This window comes from Lysobacter sp. Root604 (genome assembly GCF_001427505.1).
In the GTDB taxonomy this organism is placed as follows: Bacteria; Pseudomonadota; Gammaproteobacteria; order Xanthomonadales; family Xanthomonadaceae; genus Lysobacter.
In genome coordinates this window covers 138,769-164,115 of the sequence record NZ_LMGS01000013.1, presented here as the reverse complement: position 1 = coordinate 164,115, position 25,347 = coordinate 138,769, and the positions used below count along the sequence as shown (strand labels likewise).

The window sequence follows — 25,347 nt, the reverse complement described above, 5'->3', positions numbered from 1 at the left end:
GTCCACACGCCGGTGCCGGACACGTAAGCGCCTGCACCGTTGTCGGAGACGTAGGTGTAACCGTTCGGAAGCAGGTCGGCGACCGAGACGCCGGCCGAAGCCGACGGGCCATTGTTGGTCACCGTCAGGGTGAACACCACGTTCGTGCCCACCGTCGGGGTCGCGTTATCGACCGACTTGGCCATGACCAGATCGGCCGAGGCGACCGGGGTCGTGGTGGCCGTGCCAGTGTTGTTGGCCGTGGTCGGATCGTTGGTGGTGGACGAAACGGTCGCGGTGTTGAGGTAAGTACCCGTGGCGTTGACCGTCGCGGTGATCTGCAGCGAAGCGCTGGCGCCGTTGGCCAGGCTGCCGATGGTCCACACGCCGGTGCCGGACACGTAAGCGCCTGCACCGTTGTCGGAGACGTAGGTGTAACCGTTCGGAAGCAGGTCGGCGACCGAGACGCCGGCCGAGGCCGACGGACCGTTGTTGGTCACCGTCAGGGTGAACACGACGTTGGTGCCCACCGTCGGAGTCGCGTTATCGACCGACTTGGCCATGATCAGATCGGCCGAGGCGACCGGCGTGGTCGTGGCCGTACCGGTGTTGTTGCTCGGGGTCGGATCGTTGGTAGTGGACGAAACGGTCGCGGTGTTGAGGTAGGTACCCGTGGCGTTGACCGTCGCGGTGATCTGCAGCGAAGCGTTGGCGCCGTTGGCCAGGTTGCCGATCGTCCACACGCCGGTGCCGGACACGTAAGCGCCTGCACCGTTGTCGGAGACGTAGGTGTAGCCGTTCGGCAGCAGGTCGGCGACCGACACCGCCGCCGCCGGCGACGGGCCGTTGTTGGTGACCGTCAGCGTGAACACGACATTCGTGCCCACGACCGGGTTCGCATTCGACACGCCCTTGACGATGGCGAGGTCGGCGGTCGGGACCGGGCCCGGCGTCGAGGTGCTGGTGTTGTTGCCCGGGGTCGGATCGTTGGTGGCCGAGGTCACCGTCGCGGTGTTCGCGTACGGGCCGGCGGCGTTGACGGTGACCACGATGTTCAGCGCGACGCTGGCGCCGTTGGCGAGGTTGCCGATGGTCCAGGCGCCGGTGCCCGGCACGTACGCGCCCGCGCTGTCGTCGGACACGTAGGTGTAGCCGGCCGGCAGCAGGTCGGTCACCGACACGCTGGTGGCGGCGGACGGACCGTTGTTGGTGACGGTCAGGGTGAAGGTGACGCTGTCGCCGACATTCGGGTTGGCGTTCGACACGCCCTTGACGATCGCCAGATCGGCCGAAGCCGCCGGGGTCGGGGTCGAGGTCGACGTGTTGTTGCCTGGGGTCGGGTCGGTGGTGGTCGAGGTGACCGTCGCGGTGTTGGCGTAGGTGCCGGTGGCGTTGACCGTTGCGGTGATCAGCAACGAGGTCGACGCACCGTTGGCCAGGTTGCCGATCGTCCACACGCCAGTGCCGGAGACGTAAGCACCCGCGCCGTTGTCGGAGACGTAGGNTGGTGGTCGAGGTGACCGTCGCGGTGTTGGCGTAGGTGCCGGTGGCGTTGACCGTTGCGGTGATCAGCAACGAGGTCGACGCACCGTTGGCCAGGTTGCCGATCGTCCACACGCCAGTGCCGGAGACGTAAGCGCCCGCACCGTTGTCGGAGACGTAGGTGTAGCCGTTCGGCAGCAGGTCGGCGACCGAGACGCCAGCCGCAGCCGACGGGCCGTTGTTGGTGACCGTCAGCGTGAACACGACGTTGTTACCTACCGTCGGGGTCGCATTATCGACCGACTTGGCCATGACCAAGTCGGCGGACGCGACCGGGGTCGGCGTCGAGGTGCTGGTGTTGTTGCCCGGCGTCGGATCGTTGGTGGTCGAGGTGACCGTCGCGGTGTTGGCGTAGGTGCCGGTGGCGTTGACCGTTGCGGTGATCAGCAACGAGGTCGACGCACCGTTGGCCAGGTTGCCGATCGTCCACACGCCAGTGCCGGAGACGTAAGCACCCGCGCCGTTGTCGGAGACGTAGGTGTAGCCGCTCGGCAGCAGGTCGGCGACCGAGACGGCCGTCGCGGCGGACGGACCATTGTTGGTGACCGTCAGCGTGAACACGACGTTGTTACCCACCGTCGGAGTCGCATTATCGACCGACTTGGCCATGACCAAGTCGGCGGACGCGACCGGGGTCGGCGTCGAGGTGCTGGTGTTGTTGCCCGGCGTCGGATCGTTGGTGGTCGAGGTGACCGTTGCGGTGTTGGCGTAGGCGCCCGTCGCATTGACCGTTGCGGTGATCTGCAACGAAGCAGACGCGCCGTTGGCCAGGCTACCGATCGTCCACACGCCAGTGCCGGAGACGTAAGCGCCTGCGCTGTTGTCGGAGACGTAGGTGTAGCCGCTCGGCAGCAGGTCGGCGACCGAGACGGCCGTCGCGGCGGACGGACCATTGTTGGTGACCGTCAGCGTGAACACGACGTTGTTACCTACCGTCGGGGTCGCATTGTCGACGGACTTGACCATGACCAGGTCCGCCGAAGCGACCGGGACCGGAGTCGAGGTGCTGGTGTTGTTGCCCGGTGTCGGATCGTTGGTGGTCGAGGTGACCGTTGCGGTGTTGGCATAGGTGCCCGTCGCGCGCACGGTCGCCACGATCTGCAGCGAAGCGCTGGCGCCGTTGGCGAGCGTGCCGATGGTCCAGGCACCGGTGCCAGGCACGTATGCGCCGCCACCGTTGTCCGACACATAGGTGTAGCCGTTGGGCAGCAGATCGGCGACCGACACCGCAGCCGCGCTGGACGGACCGTTATTGGTGACGGTCAGGGTGAAGGTAACGTTCGTACCCACGACCGGCGCGCTGTTCGACACGCCCTTGACGATGGACAGGTCGGCCGAGGCGCCCGGCGTCGGCGTCGAGGTGCTGGTGTTGTTGCCCGGCGTCGGATCATTGGTGGTCGAGGTGACCGTTGCGGTGTTGGCATAGGTGCCCGTCGCTCGCACGGTCGCCACGATCTGCAGCGAAGCGCTAGCGCCGTTGGCGAGCGTGCCGATGGTCCAGGCACCGGTGCCCGGCACGTATGCGCCGCCCCCGTTGTCGGACACGTAGGTGTAGCCGTTCGGCAGCAGGTCGGCGACCGACACAGCGGCCGCGCTGGACGGACCGTTGTTGGTGACGGTCAGGGTGAAGGTAACGTTCGTACCCACGATCGGCGTGCTATTCGACACGCCCTTGACGATGGACAGGTCGGCCGAGGCCACCGGCGTCGGCGTCGAGGTCGAGGTGTTGTTGCCCGGGGTCGGGTCGTTGGTGGTCGACGACACGGTCGCGGTGTTGGCGTAGGTGCCGGTGGCGCGCACGGTGGCCACGATCTGCAAGGAAGCGCTGGCGCCGTTGGCCAGGCTGCCGACGGTCCACACACCGGTGCCGGACACGTACGCGCCAGCACCGTTGTCGGAGACATAGGTGTAACCACTGGGCAGCAGATCGGCGACGGCAACAGCCGCGGCGGCCGAGGGGCCGTTGTTGGTGACCGTCAGGGTGAAGGTGACGTTGCTGCCCACCACCGGCGTGCTGTTGGACACGCCCTTGACGATGGACAGGTCGGCCGAGGCCACCGGCACCGGCGTCGAGGTGCTGGTGTTGTTGCCCGGGGTCGGGTCGTTGGTGGTCGAGCTGACCGTGGCTGTGTTGGCGTACGGGCCGGCCGCGCGCACGGTCGCGACGATCTGCAGCGAGGTGCTGGCGCCGTTGGCGAGCGCACCGATGGTCCAGGCGCCGGTACCGGGCACATAAGCGCCCGCGCCGTTGTCCGACACGTAGGTGTAGCCATCCGGCAGCAGGTCGGCGACGGAGACCGCGGCCGCGGCCGAGGGACCGTTGTTGGTGACGGTCAGGGTGAAGGTGACATTGGTGCCCACGGCCGGCGTGCTGTTCGACACGCCCTTGACGATGGACAGGTCGGCCGAAGCCACCGGGGTCGGCGTCGAGGTGCTGGTGTTGTTGCCCGGGGTCGGGTCGTTGGAGGTCGAGGACACCGTCGCCGTGTTGGCGTAGGTGCCCGTCGCGCGCACGGTCGCCACGATCTGCAACGAAGTCGAAGCGGCGTTGGCCAGGTTGCCGATGGTCCACACGCCGGTGCCGGACACGTAAGCGCCCGCGCCGTTGTCGGACACATAGGTGTAGCCGTTCGGCAGCAGGTCGGCGACCGACACGCCCGTCGCGGGCGACGGACCGTTGTTGGTGACGGTCAGCGTGAACGTGACGTTGCTGCCCACGGTCGGGGTGCTGTTGGACACGCCCTTGACGATGGACAGGTCGGACGACACCACGGGCACCGGCGTCGAGGTGCTGGTGTTGTTGCCCGGGGTCGGGTCGGTGGTGGTCGAGCTGACCGTAGCCGTGTTGGCGTACGGACCGGTCGCGCGCACGGTCGCGACGATCTGCAACGAAACGCTGGCGCCATTGGCCAAGGAGCCGATGGTCCAGGCACCGGTACCGGGCACATAAGCGCCCGCGCCGTTGTCCGACACATAGGTGTAGCCAGCCGGCAGCAGGTCGGCAACGGAGACCGCGGCCGCGGCCGACGGGCCGTTGTTGGTGACCGTCAGGGTGAACGTGACGTTGGTGCCCACGGCCGGCGCGCTGTTCGACACGCCCTTGACGATAGACAGGTCGGCCGAAGCGACCGGCACCGGCGTCGAGGTGCTGGTGTTGTTGCCAGGCGTCGGGTCGTTGGTGGTCGAGGTCACCGTCGCCGTGTTGGCGTAGGGCCCGGTCGCGCGCACTGTCGCCACGATCTGCAGCGAAGCGCTGGCGCCGTTGGCGAGCGTACCGATGGTCCAGACGCCCGTGCCCGGCACATAAGCGCCGCCACCGTTGTTCGAGACATAGGTGTAGCCGGCCGGCAGCAGGTCGGCGACCGACACGGCGGCGGCGGCGGACGGGCCGTTGTTGGTGACCGTCAGGGTGAACGTGACGTTGCTGCCCACGGCCGGCGTGCTGTTGGACACGCCCTTGATGATGGACAGGTCGGCCGAGGCCACCGGCACCGGCGTCGAGGTCGCGGTGTTGTTGCCCGGGGTCGGATCGCTGGTGGTCGAGGTGACCGTCGCGGTATTGGCGTAGGGCCCGGTCGCGCGCACGGTCGCCACGATCTGCAACGAAGCGCTGGCGCCGTTGTTGAGCGAGCCGATGGTCCACACGCCGGTGCCGGACACATAGGCGCCCGCGCCGTTATCGGACACATAGGTGTAGCCGGCCGGCAGCAGGTCGGCGACCGACACTGCAGCCGCGGCGGACGGGCCGTTGTTGGTGACGGTCAGCGTGAACGTGACGTTGGTGCCCACGGCCGGGGTGCTGTTGGACACGCCCTTGGTGATCGCCAGATCCGCCAGCGCCACGATGGTGGTGTTGGCCGCGCTGCTGTTGTTGCCGGCGGTCGGATCGCTGGTGCCGGCCGGGGCCGCCACCGTCGCGGTATTGGTGATCGCACCCGGCGTGGTCGCCGTGCCGGTCACGGTGATGGTGACGAAGCTGGTGTCGGCCGAGGTGGCCGCGCCGGTGTCGACCGGCAGGTTGGCGGTCAGGCTGATGGTGTTGCCGGTGCCGCTGGCTGCGCTGCAGGTGGAGCCCGCGCCGGTGCCGGCGCAGGTCCAGCTGACCGAGGTCAGATTGGCCGGCACGGTATCGGCGATGCTGGCGCCGGTGACGGCGCTCGGGCCGTTGTTCCAGACGCGGATGGTGTAGCTGACCGCGCCGCCCTGATTGACGGTGGCGGTGCCGGTCTTGCTGATCGCCAGATCGCTCAGCGCGGTGATCGTGGTATTGGCGGAGCTGCTGTTGTTGCCCGGGGTCGGGTCGGTGGCGCCGGCCGGCGCGGCGATCGTCGCGGTGTTGATGATCGCGCCCGGCGTGGTCGCGGTGCCCGTGACGGTGACGGTGACGAAAGCGGTGTCCGGCGTGGTGGTCGCGCCGGTGTCGACCGGCAGGTTGGCGGTCAGGCTGATGGTGTTGCCGGTGCCGCTGGCCGCGCTACAGGTAGAGCCCGCGCCGGTGCCGGCGCAGGTCCAGCTGACCGAGGTCAGATTGGCCGGCACGGTGTCGGCGATGGTCGCGGCCAGCGAGCCGCTGAGGCCGTTGTTCCAGGCGCGGATCGTGTAGGTGACCGTGCCGCCCTGATTGACGGCGGCGGTGCCGGTCTTGCTGATCGCCAGATCGGACGAGGCCGCCAGGGTATTGGTGTCGGTGGAAGAGCAGACGCCGGCGCTGAAGCTGCGGCCGGCGCCGGTGCACGAAGCGCCGCTGTTGGTGACGCCGCTGGGCGGCGAAATCGACGCCGTGTTGCTCAGCGACGGCGGGAAGACCTGGGCCAACGCCAGCGGGGCCGCGAGCAGCAGCATCGCGGCGAGCGCGATACGCGACACGGTCCGGGACAGACGCGTTCCCACGCCCTCCTCGCGGCGGTTATGCAGCGGGCGAGCGAGCGGGCGGGTGTTGGCAGTCTTCATGCGTAGGCCCAGACAGGGTCAGTAAGCGCCGGCGTTGGCGTTGAACGCCACCGGTACGGTGATGGTGGCCGTGCCGTTGGCAAGCAGGTTCACGGTGAGCGAAACGGTATTGCCGCCGACGGCGCCGCCGTTGGCGACGCTGCAGCTGGAACCCGCGCTGGCGGCGCAGCTCCACGGACCCGACAAGGTCGCGCCGGCAGGCAGCGTGTCGGCGATCTGTGCGGCGGTGATCGTCAGCGCGCCGAAGTTGCGCGCGATCAGCGTGTAGCTGGTGGTGCCGCCCGGCGTGTAGCTGGTGGCGACATCGCTCTTGGCGATCGTCAGATCGGACGTGGTCGCGTTGACGAAGGTGCAGGTGATGTTCTGGTTGGCGCGGTAGTTGGCCGTGGCGATGGTCAGCACGTTGCCGGCCAGGGACGAGGTCACCACCGCGTTGCTCTGATCGCGGCAAGTCGCCGACTGCAGAACGAAGCCGGCCACCGCGGTTTCGGTGACGCTGATCGCCGCGGCGTGATTGGTGATCGGAAACACCGCCGAGGTCTGAGGATTGAGGGTCGCGGTGTTGAGCGTCGGCGAGCCCACGCCATTGGTGCCGGTGAAGGGGAAGCTGCCGGTGTTGGCCAGGGTCTGCTTGACGATGCGCAGGTCGGAGCCGGCGAGCGACCAGATCACTTCCAGGCCGTCGCCAGCGCTGCCGCCGCCCGGATCGATGGCCGAAACGGTGAAGGTCAGGCTGGTGATGCCGGTGCCGTCGAAGCGGATCGAACCGCAACCGGTGCCGTTGGCGGCGGTGGTGCTGCATTCGGTGCTTGCGGCGGCGACGCCACCGGTCGTGCGCTGGAAGCTGTTGCCGGTAACGGTGAAGACCGAGTTTCCGCTGAGTCGGGTCAGACCGACGGTGCCGCCGGTGGACACGCTACTGCTCAGGGTCCACAAGGAGGAGTTGTTCAGGCCGCCCGAGGAACCGCCGATGCGGTCCATATGCAGCACCGGGTTGTCCACGGCTTTGCTGAAGGTGACGGTGATGGTGTAGGTGTTGGGAGGGATCGTCATGAGCAGCGCGTTGGCGCCGGCGACCGTACCCGTGTAGGGGTTGTTCCAGAAGTTGGTGGTGTTGAACGTGTCGTTGCCGTAGGGGCTGCCGCCGCCGATCGCACCGGCCCAGTTCACGGTGACGCCCGCCGCGGTCGCGTTGGCCGAGTTGCCGGGCGTCGCCCAAGTGCCGGTAGTCGCGGCGGATACCGAGCCGGCGACCCACAGCAAGGCCCACGACGCGCATAGCGCGAGCGAACGACGGATGCGGCGGGCGCTGTCGCGCGTTACGACGCAAGTAGGCATTGCTTCGGTCATGAGATTTCGTGCGCTGCGCGCCATCGCGCCGACCACGCCCGACTCCTCGTCGTGCGTACTCGAGCTGCGTGACTTTGGTTGAAGCCCCCAGGTACCAAATAGGTACCCAACATGTGCCAATTCCGTGCTCAGCCCTTTGCCTGAGCCCCGGTTCGCGCGGACGCAATGAGCGACCTGTCCCTGTCTCCCCTTCCGCACTACGCGCCCCCGTCGGCCTTGGCTTCCGGGAGTACGTTGCAAATAGTGTGCCACCCATCACACAACACCTGCAACCAAGCGCACACTAACCTTCCGCTGGAGTCACCGTCAGGTGTGCCAGACGCACAGGTCAGATGCCGCCGTTGTACGTCACTTTTGTGACCTATTGAATAGGGAAATCCCCTATAAACCACTGATTGCGCAAAGTGCGTGGCTTAAAACACACATATAAAGTGTGATTTTTATGCGCATTCGCCGGGCGGCCCCTCGCCCCCGATGCGCCCATCCGACCTACGCTGAAAAACACCGGGCATTCGGCCGAACACGGCCGCGCCCTATACTTTCCATCCCCACCGCATCGGCCGTCCCATGCCCTCCAGCGCACCGTCCCTGTCCGTCCCCGACCTGGCGACCATCCAATCCCTGGCCCGAGACGACATGGCGGCGGTCGATGCCCTGATCCGGCGCCGGCTGGCCTCGGACGTGGTCCTGATCAACCAGGTCGCCGAGTACATCGTCGGCGCCGGCGGCAAGCGCCTGCGGCCGATGCTGCTGCTGTTGGCGGCCGGCGCCCTGGGCCACCGCGGCCCGGACGCGCACCAGTTGGCGGCGGTGGTCGAGTTCATCCACACCGCCACCCTGCTGCACGACGACGTGGTCGACGAATCCGACCTGCGCCGCGGCCGCAAGACCGCCAACGCGGTCTGGGGCAACGCCGCCAGCGTGCTGGTCGGCGACTTCCTGTATTCGCGCAGCTTCCAGCTGATGGTCGAACTGGACCGCATGGAAGTGATGAAGATCCTGGCCGACACCACCAACGCCATCGCCGAGGGCGAGGTGCTGCAGCTGCTGCACGTGCGCAACCCGGATACCGACGAAGCCGCCTACCTGCGCGTGATCGAGCGCAAGACCGCGGTGTTGTTCGCCGCTGCGACCCGCCTGGGCGCGCTGCTGTCCGGCGCCGCCCCGGCCACCCAGCAGCGCCTGCACGATTACGGCATGGCCCTGGGCTACGCCTTCCAGATCGCCGACGACGTGCTCGACTACGCCTCCGACGCGCAGACCCTGGGCAAGAACCTCGGCGACGACCTCGCCGAGGGCAAGGCCACCTTGCCGCTGATCCACGCCATCGCGCACAGCGACGACGCGGTGCGCGCGCGCCTGCGCGCGGCGGTCGAGCACGGCGACACCGACGCGATGCCGGACGTGATGGCCGCGATCCAGGCCACCGGTGGCCTGGACTACAGCCGCCAGCGCGCGCGCGACTACGCCGACGCCGCCGAGACCGCACTGGAAGGCCTGGACGAGAATGACTACACGGCGGCGCTGCGCGGGCTGGCGAGGTACGCGGTCAGCCGCGATCATTGAATCCGCTGGGGGGAGAAGCAAATCCCCCTCAATCCCCCTTTTTCAAAGGGGGAGGTTAAGAGCGGTGCGCTTCGATACCGTCGCGCGCGGCTTCTGCTTCGAATGCAGCTCCGCTTCGAATGCAGTCCCGCTTCGAATGCAGCCCCGCTTCGTACGCATCCCGCTTCGTACGCATCCCGCTTCGAATGCAGCCCTCTTTCGAGTGCGCCCCCTCTTTCGAATGCAGTCCCCCTCTTTGCAAAAGAGGGGTTAGGGGAGATTTGCTTTCCGCTCGAAGGACACACCCCCACTTACCCGCACACCGCTCACTCCGCCGCGAAACGCTCGGCGAAGAAGTCGCGCATCATGCGCTCGGCGCGCTTGGCGGCGCGTTCGTTGTAGACGCAACCGGGCGGATTGTTGGCTTCCGGCTCGGCGAAGCAATGCACCGCGCCGCTGAAATTGACGAACTGCCAGTCGGCGCCGGCCGCGTCCATTTCCTTCTCGAAGCTGGCGATGTCCTGATCGGTGATGCCGCGGTCGTCGGCGCCGTTGAGCACCAGCACCGGCGTGCGCGCGCCATCGTCCTGGGCCGGCAGATCGGTGGACAGGCCGCCGTGGAAACTGACCACACCGGCCAGTTCGCTGCCGCCACGCACCAGTTCCAGCACCGTGCTGCCGCCGAAGCAGTAGCCCAGCGCGCCGATCTTGCCCGCGTCCACCGGCGCCTTGCCGGCCTGGGCCTTGAGCACCTTCACCGCTTCCTGGATGCGCGCGCGCAACTTGGGACGGTCGGCGCGCAGCGGGCCGGCGACCTTGCCGGCCTCCTTGTCGTTCTTGGGCCGGATCTTGCTGCCGTAGACGTCGGCGACCAGCACCACGTAATCGTCGCCTGCGATGAGCTTGGCGCGCTCGATCGCGGCCGGGGTCACGCCCTTCCAGTTCGGCACCATCACCAGGCCCGGGCGCTTGATCGCGTTGACGTCGTCGTAGACCAGCACCCCGGTGAAGGCATCCTTGCCGACTTTCCACTTCACCGGCTTGGCCTGCATCGCGGCCAGCGCCGGCGAGGCGCACAGGACGAGGACGATAGCGGCTACGAGACGACGGCGCATGGCGGGGCTCCTGGACGGGTGTCCGGGCAGCGTAGTGCTTCGGCGTGACGATCGGGAGAAAGGGGGCAAGCGAGCAGTGAGCGTAGAGAAGTGAGTAGTGAGTAGTGAGCGGGAGCCAAAGCGTTCGCGCCCTGGTTTTCTCACTCCTCACTCCTCACTCCTGCCCTAAGCCACACCCAGGCCCGGGATCGAGCTGATCGCGTCGGGGTCGAAGCCCGCGAGCTCGGCGAAATGGCGGCCGCGCGCGACGTAATCGCGATAGGGGCCGAAGCTGGGCGCGCCCGGCGACAGCAGGATCACGCCCTCGCCGGCCAGGGCCGCGCGCGCCTGCGCCATCGCCTCGGCCAGATCCTGTGCCGCGCTCAGGCGGAAATCCGCCTGCGCTGCCAGCGGCGACAGCAAGGCATGGATGCGCGGGCCGTTCTCGCCCATGGTCACGATCGCCACCGGCGCCTTGCGCCGCATCGCATCGGCGAACACCCCCCACTCCACCCCGCGGTCGTGGCCGCCGACCAGGATCGCGATGCGACGGCCGTCGTAACAATCCAGCGCGGCCAGGCTGGCGTGCGGCGTGGTGCTGATCGAATCGTTGACGTAGGCGATGCCGTCGCGCGTGCCGATCGGCTGCAGACGGTGCGGCAGCGGACGGAAGCTCGCCGCGTGCGCGGCCAGCGGCGCCGCGTCCAGACCCAGCGCTTCTATCGCGGTCAGCACCGCGCACAGATTGCCGCGGTTGTGGCGCCCCGGCAGCGGCAGCGCCGAGGTATCCATGATCTCGACATCGCCGCGATACAGCGCATCGCCGCGCAGGTGCCAGCCGTCTTCGCGCCCGAACCAGCGCACTTCGCTGTCGGGCAGCGCCAATGCGGCCAGGGTGGCGTCGTTGGCGTTGAGCACGGCGATACGCGGCTTGGCTTCGGTCAACAGGCGCAGCTTGTCCTCGACATAGCGCGCATGCGAACCGTGCCAGTCCAGGTGTTCGGGGAACACGTTGAGCGCGATCGCGACCTCGGGCCGCACGCCGCCTACGGCGACGTCGCCGGTCTGATAGCTGGACAGCTCGATCGCCCAGAATTCCGGCGTTTGCTCAGGCGCCATCAGCTCCAGCAGCGGCAGGCCGATGTTGCCGGCCAAAGCGGTGCGATGACCGGCCGCGCGCAGCAAATGGGCCAACAGTGAGGTGGTGGTGCTCTTGCCCTTGGTCCCGGTCACGCAGACCGTGCGCGCTTCGGGGTGTTCGCCGAACCACAGCGCGGTGCCGCCGAGCAAGCGCGCGCCCTGTTCGGTCGCGGCCACGGCCTCGGCGCGGTAAGGGCTGATGCCCGGCGACTTGATCACGAACTCGAACGCGCCCAGGCGCTCGGCGCTGGCGGCGGTCTCGATCAGCAGGCGCGTATCGCCGAGCGCGCGCGCATCGGCGGCCTCGTCCTGCGAACACAACAGGGTCAGGGTCTGCTCGGGCAGGCGCTCGCGCAGCAGCCGGTAGGCGGCGCGGCCTTCGCGGCCCCAGCCCCAAAGCGCTACGCGGCGTCCGTCAAGCTGCGAAATGCGCACGCAGGCGCTCCCACAAGGCGGGCGGCAGCCGCTGTTCCTCGTCCAGCACCAGCAGCGGTTCGATGCGCAGATCCTCGGCGCTCAACTGCGGCCGGATCTCGCGCGCGAAACGTTCGACCAAGGTGTCCTCGCGCCACTCCGGGCGCTCGCTCAGCGCGGCCATCGCGGCGCGCGATTCGCGGCCTTCGCCCACGCATTCGAAGGGTTTGTGGTCCTGATACTCCAGCAGCGCGTCGTAGCCGCCGATCTGGCCGGCATCGTCGAGTAGGTTGCGGCCGAAGATGCCGACCAGGCGCGGCTTGGGCATGAACGGCGCCAGCGCCAGGAACACGAAGTGGCATTTCGGGCACACGCCGCACCAGCGGTTGGCCGGGCGTTCGCCGAGGATATGGAAGTTGCGGTTGCAGCTGCTGAAGTGGGCGTCGTAGCGGTCGCTGCGCGCGAACTGGCGCGCGACCGCGAGCTCGCTGAGCGGACGCAGCAGCGAGTAGTACTGCAGGTCGGCCGCGACCTGGCGCTGCACGTGGTCGCCGAACGCCTGCTCGCAGGCCCAGCCCTTGGACCACTGGTGATTCACCTCGCCGGTGCCTTCGATCAGGCTGCCGTAGCTGGCCGAGCGTTCGTTGGAGAACACCACCTGATCGACGCCGTGCAGCAGCGCCGCCAGCACCATGATCGCCGAGTTCACCACCGTCACCGGGATGTGGCCGTTCCAGGCGCCTTCGCGGTTGTAGTCGAACAACTGCGGCGCGAGCGCGCGGCCCAGGTTGAGCGTGGGCAGGCCGGTACGCTGCGCGCAGGCGGCGATCAGCTGCGAACCGCCGATCCAGGTCACGGTCTGCTCCTCGCCCAGGCTGCGCAGGGCTTCGATGCTGACCAGCGAATCCTTGCCGCCGCCGATCGCGACCAGCGCGTGCGCGCTCAGGCCCAGCGACGGCGCCACCGGCGTCGCCGCCGTGGTATGCGGGAAGCGGATGCGGCCGTGCAGGTTCAGACCGTTGCGATAGGCGAACTCGCCCAGGCCGTTGACGTAGATGAGCTCCAGCAGCGCCGCGGTGTCGGCATCGATCTCGTAGGAATCGATGCGGATGTCCTCGGGCACCGCCGCTTTGTAGTAGCTCACGCCCGCGATCAGATGCAGCAGCCGCAGCGCGCGTTCGACCGCGGCCGCGCGCTGCGTGTCCAACTGGAACGGCGCGCCCGGCACGGTGATCGTTTCGATCAGCTCCGGGCCGTCGTCGAACGCGTAGACCAGCTGCGCCACGCCGCTCGCCGCGTCGAAACCGCAACGCACGAAACGGAACGCGCGGATCGCATCGCGCTGGAAACGCCAATCAGTCATTACAGATCACCTTCTTGCAGTACTTGCTCGGCGGGCAGCGCCCGCAGGTTGTAGGTATGCGCCATCGCCATGCCATAGGCGCCGGCGTCGGCGACCAGCAGCACGTCGCCCTCGGCGGTCGCGCGCGGCAGCGGGCGGCCGCGGCCGAGCACGTCGCTGCTCTCGCAGATCGGTCCGACCACGTCGAAGGCGACGTTGTCGGCGTCGTCCAGGCGGCTGAGGTTGTGGATGCCGTGATAGGCCTCGTACATGGCCGGACGCATCAGCGCGTTCATGCCGGCGTCGCCGCCGACCCGGCGCACGCCGTCCTTCTCGACCACCTGGGTGACGGTCAACAGCAGCACGCCGCTCTCGGCGACCAGGTAACGGCCCGGCTCGACGATCAAGCCGTAGCGCGGGTACGCGGCCTTGATCTCGGCCAAGCCGGCGCGCCAGGCGGCGAGATCGAACGCCGGCGCCTCCGGCGTGTAGGCGATCGGCAGGCCGCCGCCGATGTCGATGGTCTCGATGGTGCCGATGCCGTCGGCCAAGCCGGCGAGCTGCGCGTACACGCCGCGCCAGTGGCGCGGATCGTCGATGCCGCTGCCCAGGTGCGCGTGCAGGCCGGCGATGCGCACGCCGAGACGGCGCGCGTGCTCGACGAAGGCGTCGAAACGCGACATCGGCAGGCCGAACTTGGCGGCGACGCCGCCGGTGCGGACCTTTTCGTGATGGCCTTCGCCGTGGCCCAGATCGATGCGCAGCCAGATCGACCGGTCGCGAAACACCTCGGGCCAGTTCTGCAAGGCTTCGAGGTTGTCCAGCGTGACGGTGACGCCGCGCGCGAACGCGGCGACGTACTCGCGCTTGGGCGCGAAGCTGGGCGTGAACAGCACGCGCGCCGGATCGAGCTGCGGCAGGGTTTCGAACACGCGTTCGATCTCGCCCAACGACACGCATTCCAGGCCGAAGCCTTCGTCGGCGATGGCGCGCAGGATCTCGGGATGCGAATTGGCCTTGATCGCGTAGTAGCAACGATCGATAGCCGGCGTATCGCGCAGCGACCGCGCGCGTGCGCGCACGGTCTCCAGGTCGTAGACGTAACGCGGGGTGCCGGCCGTCGCGACGTCGAGCAGACGCTCGCGCGCGCCGCGCCACCAGGCCGGCGCACGCGTGGGCTTGCCGTGCGCTATCTCGCGCCAGCTCGGGCCGAACACGCTGTCGTCGCGCACCGGCATCGCGCCGCCGCGGATCAACTCGTGGTGCAGATGCGGCAGCAGGCCATCGGCATCGGCTTCGTCGATGACGAAGGTGAGGTTGAGGTCGTTCGAGGACTGCGAGATCAGGTGCACGCGCTCGCGGCCGAACGCGGCCCAGATGTCCGACAGGCGATGCAGCAGCGAACGCATGCCGCGCCCGACCAGGGTGACCGCCGCGCAGGGTGCGATCACCTTGACCCGGCAGACCTCGGCCAGATCGGCCGACAGCGCTTCCAGCACGTTGCTGTTGACCAGGTTCTCGCTGGGATCCAGCGACACCGTGACGTTGGTTTCCGACGAACCGATCAGGTCGATCGACAGGCCGTGGCGCTTGAAGCGCTCGAACACATCGGCGAGGAAGCCGACCTGCTGCCACATGCCGATGCTTTCCATCGACACCAGCACGATGCCGTTGCGGCGGCTGATCGCCTTGACGCCCGGCACGGTCGCCGCGCTGGCGTCGATGCGGGTGCCCGGCAGATCGAAGCGCTCGGTATCGAGGATCGCCATCGGCACGCCGGCGTCGCGGCAGGGCGCGATCGAACGTGGGTGCAGGACCTTGGCGCCGGTGGTCGCGATTTCCTGCGCCTCGGCGTAATCCAGGCGGGTCAGCAGGCGCGCGTCCGGCACTTCGCGCGGATTGGCGCTGAACATGCCGGGCACATCGGTCCAGATCTCGACCCGTTGCGCCTTGAGCAGCGCGCCGAAATACGCCGCCGAGGTATCCGAACCGCCGCGGCCCAGGATCGCGGTGCCGCCGTCGTCGTGGCGGGCGATGAAGCCCTGGGTCAGCAGCATGGGCGCGGCCTGGCGGGCGAAGCGCGCGGCGAACTCCGGATCGGGTTCGCGCCGGCAGTTCACCGACAAACGCCGCGCCCAGGCGCTTTGATTCGGCAGCGAGACCGCGTCCAGCCAATCGCGCGCGTCGCACCAGCCGAAATCGTGGCCCTGGCTGCGCAGATAGGCCGTGCCGATGGTCGAGGACAGCAGTTCGCCCTGGGCCAGCACCTCGGCCTGCCAATCCAGCGCGCGGCTGGCCATGCGCGGATCGACCGCCAGCGCCTGCAGCGCGGCCAGGCGCTCGCCGAGCACCGCGTCGGCGTTCAGGTCGAGTTCGGCGCAGAACGCGCGATGGCGTTCGACCAGGGCGTGCACGCGCGCCGCGATCTCGTCCTGCGCGCCTTCGGGCGCGCTGGCGATCGCCTGCAGTTCGTTGGTGACGCCCGACAGGGCCGAGACCACGACCACGACGCGTACGCCGTCCTCGTGCATGCGTTTGGAAGCGAGGCGTCCGATGGTGTCCCAACGGTTGCGGCGGGACACCGAAGTGCCGCCGAACTTGAGTACTACCCAACGAGATGCTTCCGCCACCGCCACTGTCTCCGGTCTGTTGTCGCGCTCTAATCGATGCCCGGCCGCGGCCGGGCGTGTGTTTGGGAACCATGCCGCGGCCGCCGGGCGCGACGACCGGGCCCACGGACGTGCCGAAGCCGGGTCTGAAGAGTCGCGCTCGCCCGCGCCGCGGGCATGAAGCTGCGATTCTAAACGGGAAAGCACCGGCGCAGGCCGGCGGCGCGCGCAACACTGGAACGACCGTGGCGGAACGGTTCTACTGACCCGCCCGCCCCGCGTACGAGATCGCCATGACCCTGCGCCGCTATCTGCAACTGGACGTATTCGCCGACCGGCCGGGAGCGGGCAATCCGCTGGGCGTGGTCTTGAACGCCGACGGTCTGGACACCGCGGCGATGCAGGCCTTCGCGGCCTGGACCAACCTGTCCGAAACCATCTTCCTGCTGCCGCCGGTCGAAGGCGCCGACTACCGGGTGCGCATCTTCACCCCACGCCAGGAACTGGCCTTCGCGGGCCATCCCAGTGTGGGCGCGGCCTGGGCCGCGATCGACGCCGGCCTGGCCAGCCCCCGCGACGGCGCCCTGGTCCAGGACTGCGCGGCGGGCTTGCTGCCGGTGCGCGTGGCCGGCAGCGGCGCGCGTGCGCTGGTGTCGGTGCGGGCGCCGCGCGCGCAGCGCATCGAGATCGCCAGCCTGGGCGAACCCGAGGCGATCGCGGCCGCGCTGGCCGTGGTGAGCGCCCCCCTGCCGCTGGGCGCGCGAGCGCCGACGCTATGGGACAACGGCGCGCGTTGGTGGGTGCTGGAGCTAACCGACGCCGCCGCGGTGCGCGCGCTGCAGCCGGACCTGCCCGCCATCGCGGCCCTGACCCGCGCCTGCGCCGCGGTCGGCCTGGCGGTCTACGCGCCTGCCGAGGCGCCCGACCACCAGCTCGCGGTGCGCGCCTTCTGCCCCGCCGACAACATCCCCGAGGACCCGGTCACCGGCAGCGTCAACGCCGCGATCGGCGCCCAGCTCGCCGCCGACGGCGGCTTCCCGGGCGGGGCCACGCGCTATGTGGCCAGCCAGGGCCGCGAGCTCGGCCGCGACGGCCGGGTCGAGGTCGCCCTGGACGAGCAGGGCGAGATCTGGATCGGCGGCCGGGTCCAGGCGGTTATCCGCGGCCGCGCCGATTGGTAAGCTGCGCGACCCAGCGGACCCCACGCCGCGACGCGATCCGACAATGAAACGCCGCTACCTGCAATTGGACGTATTCGCCGACCGTCCCGGCGCCGGCAACCCGCTCGCAGTGGTGCTGGATGCCGAGGGCCTGGACGAGGCCGCCATGCAGGCGATCGCGCGCTGGACCCGCCTGCCCGAGACCACCTTCGTGTTCGCGCCGACCGCGCCGGGCGCGAGCTACCGCATCCGCATGTTCAGTCCGCGCCGCGAGGTGCCGTTCGCGGGCCATCCCAGCGTCGGCACCGCGCACGTGGTGCTGGACGCCGGCCTGGCCGCGCCCGTCGACGGCCGACTGCTGCAGGAAGGCGTGGCCGGCCTGCTGCCCTTGGCGGTGGACGGTGAAGGCGCCATGCGCACGATCGCGGTGCGCACGCCGCGCGCACGCGTGCTGGAAACCGCCGGCGCCGAGGATCCGCGCCTGAGCGCCGCCCTCAACGCTCTGCCCCTGGGCGCACTGCCGCCGGCGCTGATGGACGGCGGCCGCCGCTGGTGGCTGGCCGAACTGCGCGACGAAGCCGCACTGCGCGCCGCGACGCCTGACTGGAACGCGATCGGCGAACTCGCCGAACGCACCGAGAGCATGGGCCTGTGCGCATTCGCGCGCGCCGATGCGGGCCAGGATTACGATCTGGTGGTGCGCGCCTTCGTCGGCGCGCCCGCGCAGTTCGAAGACGCCGCCTCCGGCGCCGCCAACGCCACCCTCGCGGCCTGGCTGCAGCACAACCACGCCCTGCCCGGCCGCGACGGCCGCTACACCGTCAGCCAGGGCCGCGAAGTCGGTTTCGACGCGCGCCTGCAACTGCGCGTGGATGCCGACGGCGACGTCTGGTCGGGCGGTCAGGTGCATCCGATCGTGAGCGGGCATATCGATTGGTGAGCAGCCAACGGGACAGCATGACGTTCAGGAGCAAACCTGGGGCGTTTCTCGTCACGTTCGTCATGTATTGCGGCTTTTTTGCCGCCGCGGCCAAGTGCGCCATCCTTCTGGCGTCAGGGACGCTTCGCTACGGGACCACCGGCATCGTCTGCATCGTTGTGATCATGATCAGCATGGCTTCACTGATGGCGGCGCGCACACTGGCACTGTTCCGGTATCGGATCCCCGGAGAAATGGCGGGAGCGGGAGCAGGGATGCTCGCGATTCCGGTGATCTGGCTGCTGTCGCAACTGGACTAGGCGACACGCGAACGAGAGGGTGCTTTACTCGGATCGATCGCGCTTGCCGGGCCCACCGGCCGCAGTACGAGAAACTGGGCCAAAGCGTCGCCGCCCCAACCCAGCGTTCAGATCAGTAACACTGCGCGATGCCGTAGGTGATGTAGCCACCGCCGGACTGGTAGGTTTGCACCTCTTCCACCGAGGCTCCGAAATAACCGTTGCCGATGCATAGCTGGCGGCCGAGTGAAAAAGCATCGTCGCGTGCCGCGCCAGGGCTGATGCCATAACCCCACACGTCGAACACTTCTGTTGCCAGCGCCGCACCGGCCGTAAACAACAACACCGCGGCGATCGCGAATTTCCCTATGCGCTTGCTCATTCCTTCGCTCCTTCTGTTAGCCCCAGCGGGCAGAAAAATGCTAGCACTTGGGCGAAGAGTGCGCGGCGGCATATCTAAGGCACAAAAAAAGAGGACCAGCTCTCGCCGGTCCTCTTGCTGTTGTTTATCGCCGCGGTCGTTCAAGTTGCCGCGCGACCGTAGGCGCGTTTACTCCGGACGCACGTCCACGCGCACGCGGATCTTGTCGCCGGGGTGGTAGTTGGTGCGGGTGCGGTAGCTGCGGCCGCCGTATTCGTAGGTCACGTCGTAGGCGCTGACCGCGCGATCGTCGCCGCCATAGCCGGTGTTGCCGTAGCCGGTGTTCTGGACCGGGTCGCAGACGCGCACCGAACCGACGCGATCGCGGTTGCTGTTGCGCTTGCTCTGTTCGTACACGCTGCGGCCGGCCATGCCGCCGACCATAGAGCCGACTGCCGAGGTCGCGTAGCGCGCGCTGCCGCCGCCGACCTGGCTGCCGACCGCGGCGCCGAGGATGCCGCCGATCACGGTGGCCACGGTGCGGCCGGTTTCGGTGCCGGCCGAGTGGCGGGAGTTGCCGTACTGGTCGGTGTAGCCGTCGTCGCGGCGGTAGTTGTCGTCGTAGCCGCGGTCGTCGTAGCCGTCGTAGGTGCCGCCGCCGTTGACGTAGGTCGGACGCTCGTAGCAACGCTGCGCGCCGTACTGGCCGCTGTTGTAGGAATCGAACACCGGATCGACGCGCAGCACGCGCGCATAGTCGACCTGCGAACCGGTAGAGGCCGGATAGGCCGAACCGTAGCCGTTCTGCGGATAGGACTGCGCCGAGGCGACGCCGGTGGCGGCGGCGAGGACCAGGCTAAGGGCGGTGACGGACAGGCGCTTCATGGCGGGCTCCACACGCCGGGATGGCGTGGATCGCATCGTCGGGTCGGCGCGGTCAACGCCGGCTGAATCCGGGCCCGGTTTCGGTGCCGGCCCTGGCGGCGTTTACCTGGCCGACAGCCAGTCGGCGACGCGCCCCGCCAATTCGGCCGCGCCGCGCCCCAGCAGAGGGCCGACGTGGCTGGGCGACGGTGCGCGCAGGCAGTCGGCACCCCAGGCCGCGGCCCATTCGGCGGTGAGCTCGGGCGGGACATCCTCGTCCTGCGCCGATGCGACCAACAAGCTGGCGCAGCTCGGCGCGACGGCGGCGATCCCGTCCTGCGCGGCGCGCAGCACCGCCCCGGACTCGTCGCGCCAGCGCCGGTAGGCGTAAAGCGCGGCGGCTTCGTCGGCATCCGCCAGTGCGCGCCGGGTCGAGGCCAGACGGGCCTCGCGCCGCCAGGGCACGATCGGCGGCCATTCGCGCGCCGGCAGGCGCGCTGCCCAAGGCGCAGGCGGCAACGGATTGATCAGCACCAGGGCGTCGGCCGCGTCGGCGCAAGGCAAGGCCAGCAGCCCGCCGAGACTGGCGCCGATGAGCGCGCGCGGACGCGGCAGGCGCACGAACGCGGCGCGCACCTGCGCCGCATAGTCGTCGAAACCGGTCGCGGCCAAACCGGCGTCCGTGGCTTGCAAGTCCGGCGCATGCGCATCGAAGCCGCGCGCGCGCAAGACTTCGCACCACCGGTTCCATTCCCAAGCGCCGCCGCCCGCGCCGTGGATTAGCAGGACGTGGCGGATGGGTTCGCGCGCGGACATCAACGCAGACCGCGCGTCGCGGGCGTCGCGCGCGGACTCAAGCCAGCGTCGCTTCCAGGCTGATCGGCACCGCGCTCAGCGCCTTCGACACCGGGCAGTTGGCCTTGGCGTCCTCGGCGATGGCCTGGAACTTGGCGGCGTCGATGCCGGGCACGTCGGCGCTGACCTTGAGCCGGATCTGCGAGAAGTTCGGGCCGCCTTCCATCGACAGATCGACTTCGGCGCGGGTGTCCAGGCGCGCCGGCGGATGCCCGGCCTCGGTCAGCTTGGCCGACAGCGCCATGGTGAAGCAGCCCGCGTGCGCGGCCGCGATCAACTCTTCCGGGTTGGTGCCCTTCTCGTCGCCGAAGCGGGTGTTGAAGGCATAGCGGGTGTTGTCCAGCACGCCGCTCTGGCTGCTGAGACGGCCCTGTCCGCTTTTGAGATCGCCTTCCCAATGCGCGGTGGCGTGTCGCGAAATACCCATGAGTGGACTCCGGAGGATGAAGGGCGGTCAGGGTAACTGCGGGGGTGTTAGTTCTGTATTGCGGCTAAGAGCAAATTCTCCCTAGCCCCCCTTTGCAAAGGGGGGAACAGCCAGCAACGAAGTGGGGAGACTGATCTGCCTTGCAACGGCGGGTCTTCCCCCTTTGGAATGAGGGCGCGCGGCCTATGAACCGCAGGTTCGTGCGCGACTGAGCGCCAGCGGGCTGTGCCCGCTGGCCGGATGGATCGAGGGGATTTGCTTCTGCGACCCATGTTGCAACGCAACCCAAGCCGGGCTTGACCCGCCCCCTCGCCTGCGGGAGTCTTGATTCCCGGCCCCCCGAAAGCCGGCACCCGCCATGACCGCCCGCCGAGCGCTCCACGCTCGGGCGCGCAGCGCGGACAGCCATGACGGCCTTCCCACCCTCACCCAGGGAGAAGTCCGCTCATGTCCTACAGCACTCAATCCATCCGCAACGTGGCCTTGGCAGGCCACCCCGGCGCCGGCAAAACAACGCTCTTCGAAGCCCTGCTGCAGGCCGGCGGCGCACTCCAGACGGCAGGCAGCATCGAACGCGGCAGCACCGTCTCCGACTTCGATCCGATCGAGAAACAGCGCGGCCATTCGCTGGACGCCGCCATCGCCAGCACCGATCACGCGGGCATCCACGTCAACCTGATCGACACCCCCGGCTATCCCGACTTCCGCGGCCCGACTCTGTCGGCGCTGGCGGCGGTGGAGACGGTCGCGATCGTGGTCGACGCCGACACCGGGGTCGAGTACGGCACCCGCCGGATGATGGAGCACGCCAAGGCGCGCAACCTCTGCCGGGTGCTGGTGGTCAACAAGATCGACCACGAAGGCGCCGATGCGGCGCGCGTGCTCGAGGACCTGCGCGAGAGCTTCGGCCCCGAATGCCTGCCCCTGAACCTGTCCGCCGACCGCGGCCAGCGCGTGCTCGACTGCTACGCCGCCTCCGCGGCCGGCAGCGCCGAGGGCAGCGACCTGGGCAGCGTCGGCGACTGGCACCAGAAGATCATCGACCAGGTGGTGGAGATCAACGAAACGGTGATGGAGCATTACCTGGACCTGGGCGAAAGCGGCCTGAGCAGCGCGGAGCTGCACGACGCCTTCGAGCAATGCCTGCGCGAAGGCCATCTGGTGCCGGTGCTGTTCTGTTCGGCGCGCAGCGGGGTCGGGGTCAAGGAACTGCTGGACGCGGCCGAGGCGCTGTTCCCGAATCCGGCCGAGGCCAATCCGCCGCCGTTCGTAAAAGGCGTGGGCGAGGACGCACAGCCGATCGTGGCCGCGCCCGATCCCAAGGCGCACGTGATCGCCGACGTGTTCAAGATCGTCAACGACCCCTTCGTCGGCAAGCTCGGCGTGTTCCGCGTCTATCAGGGCACGCTCAAGCGCGACACCCAGCTGTTCGTCGACGACGGCAAGAAGCCGTTCAAGGTCGGGCATCTGTTCAAGCTCAAGGGCAAGGACCACGTCGAGATCGAGCAGGCCATCCCCGGCGACATCGCCGCGGTGGCCAAGGTCGAGGAACTGCACTTCGACGCGGTGCTGCACGACAGCCACGACGAGGACCATATCCATCTGGCCCCACTGAACTTCCCCAAGCCCATGTTCGGCCTGGCGGTGGAAGCGGCCAGCAAGGGCCAGGAGCAGAAGCTGGCGACCTCGCTGCACAAGCTGTCGGAAGAGGACCCCTGCTTCCACGTCGAGCACGAGACCGAGACCAACGAAACCGTGATCCGCGGCCTGTCCGACCTGCACCTGCGCATCAACATCGACCGCCTGAAGGACAAGTACGGCGTGGAAGTGAAGTCGCGCCCGCCGCGCATCGCCTACCGTGAAACCGTGAGCGGCAAGGCTGAGGGCCATCACCGCCACAAGAAACAGACCGGCGGCGCCGGCCAGTTCGGCGAAGTCTTCCTGCGCGTCGAACCGCTGCCGCGCGGCGGCGGCTTCGAGTTCGTCGACGAGGTCAAGGGCGGCACCATCCCCGGCCAGTTCCTGCCGGCGGTGGAGAAAGGCGTGCGCCAGGTGCTGCACCAGGGCGCGCTGGCCGGCTATCCGATGCAGGACGTGCGCGTGATCGTCTACGACGGCAAGCACCATCCGGTCGACAGCAAGGAGGTCGCGTTCGTGGCCGCCGGCAAGAAGGCCTTCCTCGACGCCATCGGCAAGGCCCGCCCGCAAGTGCTGGAGCCCATCGTCGACCTGGAGGTCAACGCACCCGAGCAGCACATGGGCGACATCAGCGGCGGCCTGGCCAGCAAGCGCGCGCGCATCAACGGCACGGATGCCGCGCGCGGCCAGGAGATCATCGTCAAGGCGCAGGTGCCGCTGTCGGAACTGGAAGGCTACGCGGCCGAGCTGAAATCGGTGACCGCCGGGCGCGGGCGCTACTCGCTGGATTTCAGCCACTACGAGCCGGTACCGGCGAACGTGCAGCAGAAGCTGGTCGAGGCCTTCAAACCGCGGGCCGAGGAGGACTGAGCGCGCGTTCCCCCTGGCGTTCCCGCGCGCTGGCGCGGGACGCTGGCGATGTTCACAATCGCCGCAGGCCGCGCGCTGCCTCGCGCGCGGCCCCCTCCCCCAGCCGAGCCTGCGCATGAAGCCCGACACCCCCGCCGCGGCGGTCGATCCAGAGCTCGAAAAGACCTTGGACACGGCCCTGTCCGTGACCGCGCACCCGGTCGAGGCGGTGATCGCGCTGGCGCTGGTGATCGCGGCGCTGCTGCTGTCCCACTACCTGAAACAGCGCCTGCGCCCGCGCCTGAGCGAGCGGCCGCGCCTGCGCATCCTGCTGGACTATCTGTTCACGCCCACGCTGGCGCTGTTGCTGCTGGCCATCCCCGGGCCGCTGGGCATCGTCAACGAATTCGGCCGCGCCGCGATCTCGCTGGTGTTCCTGGCCCTGGGCGTATTCGTGCTGGTGCGCATCCCCGGCGCCCTGGTCGAGTTGCTGTTCCGGCCGACGCCCTTGCTCAAGGTCCTGATGCGAGTGGCCACGGTGCTGGCCTGGGCCATGACCATGCTGGCGGTGTTCGGTGCGCGCTACCCGCTGGTCGCCAAGCTGTTCGCCTCCAAGCTCACGCTGGGCAACATCACGCTGAGCACCGAGGACGTGGTCAGCGGCCTGGTGGTCGGCGTGATCATCGTGATCGTTTCGTACTGGGCCACGCGGACCCTGGACAAGGCCATCCAGCGCAGTCCGCACCTGGCGCCCAACCACATCCTGGCGCTGTCGCGCATCGCCGGCGTGCTGGTGTGGCTGGTCGCGCTGATGCTGATATTCAGCGTCAGCGGCATCAATCTGGCCGCGCTGGCCGCGTTCGGCGGCGCCCTCGGCATCGGCCTGGGCCTGGGCCTGCAGAAGCTGGCGGCCAGCTACGTCAGCGGCTTGATCGTCCTGTTCGAGCAGTCGGTGCGGGTAGGCGACAACGTGTCCGTGGGCGGCGTGACCGGCAAGGTCACGCGCATGACTGTGCGCTACACCGTGATCCGCACCCGCGAAGGCCTGGAAGCGATCGTTCCCAACGACACCCTGACCGGCAACACCATCCTCAATCAGTCGTGGTCGGACCGCAACGTGCGTCTGACCTCGACCCTGCTGGTCAAGGGCGATACCGACACCGTGGCCGCGCGCACCATTTTCCTGCGCGCGGTCGCCGCCCAGCCGCGCGTGCTGCGCACGCCCGAACCCGGGGTCTACGTCAGCACCGTCACCGACAAGGGCATCGTGCTGGAAGCGCAGCTGTGGATCGCCGACATCGAGAACGGCCAGCACGCCCTGCTGTCGGACATCTACGACGCCACCCTGGCCGAATTCCGCGCCCAGGGCATCGAACTGGCGGTGCCCTAGGCGGGGGCGCGCGGGTCGGATTCCGGGAGTAGGATGAGCCCGTGAGCGACACCACCATCCCGCGCTTCTTCTGGACCTTCCCGATGCGGCTGGTGCGCGAGGCGCGGTTGGACGAAGCGCTGGCCGAGGACGAACGCCTGCGCATCCTGTTCCTGTGGGGCAAGGACTGCCCGAACTGCGATATCGCCAAGGGCCAGATCCTGCTGGCGCCCGAGCGTTTCCGTTGGCCGGATATCGAGTGGCTGCACGACAACGTCTACGAAGACCCGCAGATGGGCACGCGCTTCGGCCTGCATGGCGTCCCCGCCTTCCTGGTGTTCCGCGGCGCTAGGAAATTGGGGCGCATCGGCCAATGGCCGGGGTCCGACGCCTTCGTCGCGGCGATCGAGAAGCAGCGCGCGGCCGAACCCACCGCCGCCACCGGCTAGCCGCACCCGCTTTGGGGTAGGAGCGGCGTAAGCCGCGACCACGAACCTACGTCTGCTACCGAACCTGCGCTGGCTCGCATGGTCGCGGCTTACGCCGCTCCTACCCCACAGACGTACGGCGTGCGCAACGCTGAGTCCTGCGTCAAGCCGCCGCGCGCACTTGGCGCGCGCCCACGCACAGCGCAGACTGCG

16 protein-coding genes are annotated in these 25,347 nt (G+C 68.8%); 7 read left to right on the top strand and 9 right to left on the bottom strand.

What is annotated here, in order from left to right; translation table 11 throughout:
* Positions 1 to 6,489 precede the first annotated feature (6,489 nt).
* Positions 6,490 to 7,821, bottom strand: a complete 1,332-nt coding sequence (locus tag ASD69_RS20440; RefSeq protein ID WP_162250683.1) for a DUF11 domain-containing protein — start codon at positions 7,819 to 7,821, stop codon at positions 6,490 to 6,492.
* Positions 7,822 to 8,388: 567 nt separating this feature from the next.
* On the opposite strand from ASD69_RS20440, the gene ASD69_RS20435 reads away from it, so the two are divergent.
* A complete protein-coding gene (locus ASD69_RS20435; RefSeq protein WP_056183036.1) occupies positions 8,389 to 9,387 on the top strand; it encodes a polyprenyl synthetase family protein in 999 nt (332 codons plus the stop codon).
* 305 nt (positions 9,388 to 9,692) lie between these two features.
* Here ASD69_RS20435 and ASD69_RS20430 read toward each other — a convergent pair whose 3' ends face one another.
* The 4 genes from ASD69_RS20430 to ASD69_RS20415 form a co-directional block, all read right to left on the bottom strand.
* Complete coding sequence (locus ASD69_RS20430; protein ID WP_056183032.1) at positions 9,693 to 10,481, bottom strand: dienelactone hydrolase family protein; 789 nt, start codon at positions 10,479 to 10,481, stop codon at positions 9,693 to 9,695.
* A 165-nt stretch (positions 10,482 to 10,646) separates the two neighbouring features.
* A complete protein-coding gene (gene murD / locus ASD69_RS20425) occupies positions 10,647 to 12,035 on the bottom strand; it encodes a UDP-N-acetylmuramoyl-L-alanine--D-glutamate ligase (protein ID WP_056183024.1) in 1,389 nt (462 codons plus the stop codon).
* Positions 12,016 to 13,377 carry a UDP-N-acetyl-alpha-D-muramoyl-L-alanyl-L-glutamate epimerase gene (gene murL / locus ASD69_RS20420; protein WP_056183021.1) on the bottom strand — a complete coding sequence of 454 codons (1,362 nt, stop codon included), beginning with the start codon at positions 13,375 to 13,377 and terminating at the stop codon, positions 12,016 to 12,018. Before murL ends, murD begins: the two co-directional genes overlap by 20 nt.
* Entirely contained in the window at positions 13,377 to 15,986 is a 2,610-nt protein-coding gene (locus ASD69_RS20415) for a bifunctional aspartate kinase/diaminopimelate decarboxylase (protein WP_235567279.1), read from the bottom strand. Before ASD69_RS20415 ends, murL begins: the two co-directional genes overlap by 1 nt.
* Positions 15,987 to 16,258: 272 nt before the next feature.
* Here ASD69_RS20415 and ASD69_RS20410 point away from each other — a divergent pair, with 272 nt between their 5' ends.
* The 3 genes from ASD69_RS20410 to ASD69_RS20400 are packed head-to-tail and all read left to right on the top strand — an operon-like array spanning position 16,259 to position 18,364.
* Positions 16,259 to 17,146, top strand: coding sequence for a PhzF family phenazine biosynthesis protein (locus ASD69_RS20410; protein ID WP_056183015.1), 888 nt, complete (start codon positions 16,259 to 16,261; stop codon positions 17,144 to 17,146).
* A 43-nt stretch (positions 17,147 to 17,189) separates the two neighbouring features.
* Positions 17,190 to 18,065: a PhzF family phenazine biosynthesis protein gene (locus ASD69_RS20405; RefSeq protein ID WP_056183011.1), complete on the top strand. Its 876-nt coding sequence runs from the start codon at positions 17,190 to 17,192 to the stop codon at positions 18,063 to 18,065.
* 17 nt (positions 18,066 to 18,082) lie between these two features.
* Positions 18,083 to 18,364: a hypothetical protein gene (locus ASD69_RS20400; RefSeq protein ID WP_157499369.1), complete on the top strand. Its 282-nt coding sequence runs from the start codon at positions 18,083 to 18,085 to the stop codon at positions 18,362 to 18,364.
* A gap of 112 nt (positions 18,365 to 18,476) precedes the next feature.
* Here the strand turns inward: ASD69_RS20400 and ASD69_RS20395 are convergent, their stop codons facing one another.
* The 4 genes from ASD69_RS20395 to ASD69_RS20380 form a co-directional block, all read right to left on the bottom strand.
* The gene (locus tag ASD69_RS20395; protein ID WP_056183004.1) at positions 18,477 to 18,725 is read right to left on the bottom strand and encodes a hypothetical protein; all 249 of its coding nucleotides are present in this window, start codon (positions 18,723 to 18,725) and stop codon (positions 18,477 to 18,479) included.
* Positions 18,726 to 18,893: 168 nt separating this feature from the next.
* Entirely contained in the window at positions 18,894 to 19,589 is a 696-nt protein-coding gene (locus ASD69_RS20390; protein ID WP_056182998.1) for a hypothetical protein, read from the bottom strand.
* 102 nt (positions 19,590 to 19,691) lie between these two features.
* Entirely contained in the window at positions 19,692 to 20,384 is a 693-nt protein-coding gene (locus ASD69_RS20385) for an alpha/beta fold hydrolase (RefSeq protein ID WP_056182995.1), read from the bottom strand.
* Positions 20,385 to 20,421: 37 nt separating this feature from the next.
* The gene (locus ASD69_RS20380) at positions 20,422 to 20,850 is read right to left on the bottom strand and encodes an OsmC family protein (RefSeq protein WP_056182992.1); all 429 of its coding nucleotides are present in this window, start codon (positions 20,848 to 20,850) and stop codon (positions 20,422 to 20,424) included.
* Between the two features lie 447 nt (positions 20,851 to 21,297).
* Here ASD69_RS20380 and fusA point away from each other — a divergent pair, with 447 nt between their 5' ends.
* From fusA to ASD69_RS20365, 3 genes are all read left to right on the top strand, one after another.
* A complete protein-coding gene (gene fusA, locus ASD69_RS20375; protein ID WP_056182989.1) occupies positions 21,298 to 23,358 on the top strand; it encodes an elongation factor G in 2,061 nt (686 codons plus the stop codon).
* A gap of 115 nt (positions 23,359 to 23,473) precedes the next feature.
* The gene (locus ASD69_RS20370) at positions 23,474 to 24,727 is read left to right on the top strand and encodes a mechanosensitive ion channel domain-containing protein (protein ID WP_056182984.1); all 1,254 of its coding nucleotides are present in this window, start codon (positions 23,474 to 23,476) and stop codon (positions 24,725 to 24,727) included.
* 41 nt (positions 24,728 to 24,768) lie between these two features.
* The gene (locus ASD69_RS20365; RefSeq protein ID WP_200944039.1) at positions 24,769 to 25,155 is read left to right on the top strand and encodes a thioredoxin family protein; all 387 of its coding nucleotides are present in this window, start codon (positions 24,769 to 24,771) and stop codon (positions 25,153 to 25,155) included.
* The last annotated feature ends 192 nt before the right edge of the window (positions 25,156 to 25,347 follow it).